The sequence below is a fragment of the Legionella sp. km772 genome, assembly GCF_003989735.1.
In the GTDB taxonomy this organism is placed as follows: domain Bacteria; phylum Pseudomonadota; class Gammaproteobacteria; order Legionellales; family Legionellaceae; genus Legionella.
The window spans coordinates 1-1,210 of record NZ_RZGQ01000362.1 but is presented as its reverse complement, the minus strand read 5'-3'; the positions used below and the strand labels follow the sequence as shown (position 1 = coordinate 1,210).

Here is a 1,210-nt window from a genome sequence, read left to right as displayed (position 1 = left end):
ATGATCCTTATTTTTATTTAGCGATAAACTATGTATCATAAACCAATTCGTTGGTCGATAACTGCTCTCAAAAATGACTACAAAATTTGGTGGAAGTGTTCAGTAGATTTGAACCATCCCATAATTTGTATCCCTAATGCCTATTTAGTTAGTTTAATAAAAAAACAGATACAAAAAGAAGATACAATTAAAGATCGAAAAATTATCCCTCTTAACGAGATAAGAGTGAGGTATCGAACTTAATAACATTACTATTTTTACACTGATTACGAAGTCTATATTCTTGTTCTGCTTCATGGCTACCGACAATATTACCTATGCAGGCACTATCTTCTGAATTAAATTTCTTTAGCTTCTCTATGCTTGAGTATATTTCTTTTGCAGGTTTTATATAAATTTTATTAGTTAAATCCTTATAAACGACTAGAGGTTCTTCAAGCTGTTCAGAAAACTGGTGTTTTATAAGAGAAAAATTTTTCTTAAATTTATTTTCTATAAGCCTTTTTTGGTTCTCAAGCATGACATCAATAATCCAATCATAATCCTTTTTTGAAAAACAATTTTTTGACCTGGCTTCCCTTAGTAATTCAATAGGATCTTTTTTCATGGGATGAACGCTTTTGTTTTCTATTTTTACCCAAAAGAAAATCAATCCTGTTTTTGGATCCTCATCATCCGACTCTATTTTAAATGCAGGAGATTTTATTTCCTTTATAATAGATGAAATTATACTTAATACTGACATTTGCTATACCAAATCCCTAATGCAAATTAATTACGAGCATGATCTCGTTGTATGGATTATAACATAATCAAATCTTATCTGTTCCTATACCACACAATATTTTGTAAAATATCATATTATTTTTAAATTTAAATTTTTATGATTAGTCACATATATCGAAATCCTAATAAATACAGTAAAAACAATGCGCTTCAATATAATTTTGCTATGAAACTACTAAGCAAAATTTCATTTGATAATCAGTCCCGTGTATTAGACGTTGGATGTGGGGATGGAGTAATTACAAATGAAATTGCTGGAATTGTTCATGAAGGCTGTGTAATTGGAACTGATATTTCCGAGCAAATGTGATATAGGCGCGGATTTTTAGACGAAAAAAAGGTATTTTTAAGAGCTATTCTTCTAATATAAGAGGGGAATAGAATGACCAAAAAGCGAAATTATTACACTGCATCAAAAAAATCA

At 29.5% G+C, this 1,210-nt stretch carries 2 protein-coding genes; one reads left to right on the top strand and one right to left on the bottom strand.

The genetic code is table 11. The features are described 5' to 3' along the window. Positions 1-211: 211 nt before the first annotated feature. Positions 212-745, bottom strand: a complete 534-nt coding sequence (locus ELY15_RS15905; protein ID WP_120130580.1) for a hypothetical protein — start codon at positions 743-745, stop codon at positions 212-214. A gap of 138 nt (positions 746-883) precedes the next feature. On the opposite strand from ELY15_RS15905, the gene ELY15_RS16785 reads away from it, so the two are divergent. Continuing rightward, positions 884-1,096: a class I SAM-dependent methyltransferase gene (locus ELY15_RS16785; protein WP_127101749.1), complete on the top strand. Its 213-nt coding sequence runs from the start codon at positions 884-886 to the stop codon at positions 1,094-1,096. Positions 1,097-1,210: the final 114 nt, after the last annotated feature.